A 2,755-nucleotide genomic window follows, 5' to 3' on the forward strand; every position below is an offset into this window, starting at 1 on the left:
GTTGTTATTGAGAATAATGCGCTGGCCTCGCGAAATCTGGGTGATTGCCGCACGCTGTCACCGGAAGCGTGCGGCAAGGCTAAGGAGCTGAGCCAGCGCATTCTGGATAAAGGTCTGCCGTCGGTTGAAGACATGCGCGGTAAACTGGCATCGTGTCAGGATGACAGCTGCCGTAAAGGGGTCTGGACGGAATATCGGCAGGCCAGTGATGCGACCATCAATACCCTGAAACAGATGGCGTTGAATGGCGAGTTGAGCCGAGAAGAACTGGCGTTCATCAACCATGAGGTGGGTAAAGAACTGGCGGTATCGGGATACCGTGCCAATGACAAGATAGGCCGCTCAGAGCAGAGCAGCTGGTTAAATGGCGGTAGTGGACCCCTCTCCGGGTTCTTTAATACTGAATTGCGTCAGAAGGAGCTGGAGAACGCCGGATTATCTAAAGCGGATGCGGCGCAATATGTGAAAGAAGAGCAGCGGAACCTGATGTTGCTGGAGACTGCGGTCGGGGCTATTGGGGCAAAAGCTAATAGAACTTCTATAAATGTAGTCGGAAAAGGCGCAACATTACCTACTGGTTATACCCCAAAAGGAAATTCAGTTACTGGGCCAAAAGGTAGTGTTTATGGCAATACAGGAAAAGCAGATGCCTCAGGAAACACGATTTATAGTAACAACGGTGGGTACTATACGTTTGAAAATGGCGTGAAAACAAAAGTTCAATCACCTAACTCTGATTCACAAATACGGCAGAATTATGAGAAGGGTAAGGAGTTTGAACAATCTGTTTACGATAAGTTAAAACAAGACCCTAAATTAAAAACCCCGGTTAGGGAAGTTACCATAGAGACAAACGAAGGGACCAAAGTTAGGGTTGATATTATGGCTAAAGATAGAGATGGATCTATCAGGTGCATAGAATGTAAAAGTTCTCAAACTGCACCACTAACAAAGAATCAAAAGACTGGTTTTCCAGAACTCAAAGAGGGAGGAGGTACAGTTGTTGGGAAAGGTAGGCCGGGATTTGAAAGTGGAACTAAAATACCACCGACAGAAGTTGAAATAGTAAGGCCAAACGCAAAGGATAATTAAGGAGGCTATATGTCTGTAGAAGATATAAATAAAATTGATTTAATTACAATGACCCAAGAGGATATAGCTTCCCAACAGGTAATCTTGGTTATAACTGATCATTTGCAATGGTCATCTTGTATTAATGAACACCTCTTCAAATTGCAAGAAAAAATTAATAGATATATTGCATTTGTTGAAAGCGGAGAAGTATACGAAAAACTCCCAGATGCTCAGGGTAGGAATATAACGTTTAAAGTGTTTTTCCAGTACAAGATCCCTCAAGAATGTATTGATTTTATGGAGAGAGTAAACGAAATATTATCTTCCATTAACATAGAATTAACTTATGAGGAAAGTGAGGTCATTTAAAAAATTAATTATATGATCTCAATGACCAAATTAGCGCAGAGGGCTTGCTCACTGCGCTAATTTCGACCCTTTTTAACTTTCCAGTTGCAAACTCAATCTTCCGTAACAACCTGAATAACCAATTGCCCCCGCTCAACCCTCACCAGCACCGACTGCCCGGTGGCAAAGCCCGCTTCTTCCAGCCAGTTACCTTTAAGGTGCAGGCTGGGATGCTGGCTGTAATAGCGGGTCATGCCGGTGCTGCGGTCTTCGTGGCGGGTACTGGTATAGCCGACCTTATAGCGGCGTTGCGCTTTCGAACTGCCTGAATTTACATTACAATCGCGTTCAGCCATAAATCAACTCCTGCATAGTTGGTTGTGTGGTCAGCGGCTATCATGAGGTGAGAACTCATGGTTGCCGCGTCATCTCAGCGTTTAGCGCTCTTCATAACAACTTTTTCCATCATTGACTTGGTAACAAAACTGTCAATCACCATAATCAACGCCTTCTGCTCCTCATCGGACAACGAATCAGCCTGTTGCCAGAGTTCATGCAATATGTGGTTACGTATCTTCACATCTTTGCTGGTCTCGCGGCGGCCAACCAGTTCATCGAGAGAAACCTGTAAAACATTAGCCAGCTTAATCAGGGACTCCAGTTGAGGGACGATGTGTCCCCGCTCCCAGCGGTTATACACTCTGGGCAGTACCTCAATCATCTCGGCAAGCCGTGATTGGGTTAATCCCCGAGCTTCTCTGAGCATCTTAAGCCGTTCAGAAAATACGGACATATCAATACCTGTTTGAAAAACACAAATGTCCGCCATTGTACCCCTTCCTTTTTAGCTGGCTGTTGTAAAGTCTCTTTAATGCGATTATTATATATCGCAAACATGTCTATTGACAAGGTTCAAAAGGAAAGACTTATGACCCGCATTCCCGATACCGATTTAGCCCACTTAAAGCAAACTGTCTCATTGCTGGGACTGGCGCGTAAGCAAGGCCGTGCGATGAAAAAACGCGGTGAGGATTATGTGCTGCGCTGTCCGTTCCATCACGAGAAAACGCCCTCAATGGTGATATCGCCTGCTAAGAACCTGTATCACTGCTTTGGCTGTGGCGCGGCGGGATCGGTGCTGGACTGGGTGATACAAACGGAAGGCGTCACGCTGAAAATCGCTATCCGTCGGTTAAGGGAGCTGGTCGGGCTGCCGGACATGGACAATGCAGTTGTGGCCGCTTCTTCTTTAGCCGCCCCGCCGGGATCACAGGCCGCACCTCTGCCGAACCCGAAACTGGCCGACCTGGACGATGACGGGCAGGCGCTGTTG

At 46.5% G+C, this 2,755-nt stretch carries 5 protein-coding genes; 3 read left to right on the top strand and 2 right to left on the bottom strand.

Annotation, left to right across the window (positions count from 1 at the left end; all coding sequences use genetic code 11):
* Together CKY02_RS25275 and CKY02_RS22690 are read left to right on the top strand one after the other, a co-directional pair.
* On the top strand, positions 1-1,092 hold a 1,092-nt coding region (locus CKY02_RS25275), incomplete at its 5' end, for a hypothetical protein (protein WP_205068480.1).
* 9 nt (positions 1,093-1,101) lie between these two features.
* Positions 1,102-1,443 carry a DUF6572 domain-containing protein gene (locus CKY02_RS22690; RefSeq protein WP_036838977.1) on the top strand — a complete coding sequence of 114 codons (342 nt, stop codon included), beginning with the start codon at positions 1,102-1,104 and terminating at the stop codon, positions 1,441-1,443.
* A gap of 92 nt (positions 1,444-1,535) precedes the next feature.
* Here CKY02_RS22690 and CKY02_RS22695 read toward each other — a convergent pair whose 3' ends face one another.
* A complete protein-coding gene (locus CKY02_RS22695) occupies positions 1,536-1,778 on the bottom strand; it encodes a SymE family type I addiction module toxin (RefSeq protein WP_112896975.1) in 243 nt (80 codons plus the stop codon).
* Positions 1,779-1,852: 74 nt separating this feature from the next.
* Entirely contained in the window at positions 1,853-2,251 is a 399-nt protein-coding gene (locus CKY02_RS22700) for a helix-turn-helix domain-containing protein (protein WP_112896976.1), read from the bottom strand.
* A gap of 99 nt (positions 2,252-2,350) precedes the next feature.
* On the opposite strand from CKY02_RS22700, the gene CKY02_RS22705 reads away from it, so the two are divergent.
* On the top strand, positions 2,351-2,755 hold a 405-nt coding region (locus CKY02_RS22705; RefSeq protein ID WP_240002128.1), incomplete at its 3' end, for a CHC2 zinc finger domain-containing protein.

This window comes from Photorhabdus bodei, assembly GCF_003287735.1.
Classification (GTDB): domain Bacteria; phylum Pseudomonadota; class Gammaproteobacteria; order Enterobacterales; family Enterobacteriaceae; genus Photorhabdus; species Photorhabdus kayaii.

What these genes read in the sequence shown, in the direction of transcription:
- CKY02_RS22690 (WP_036838977.1), top strand. Translation starts at nt 1,102, where the DNA reads ATGTCTGTAGAAGATATAAATAAAATTGATTTAATTACAATGACCCAA.
- CKY02_RS22695 (WP_112896975.1), bottom strand. Translation starts at nt 1,778, where the DNA reads ATGGCTGAACGCGATTGTAATGTAAATTCAGGCAGTTCGAAAGCGCAA.
- CKY02_RS22700 (WP_112896976.1), bottom strand. Translation starts at nt 2,251, where the DNA reads ATGGCGGACATTTGTGTTTTTCAAACAGGTATTGATATGTCCGTATTT.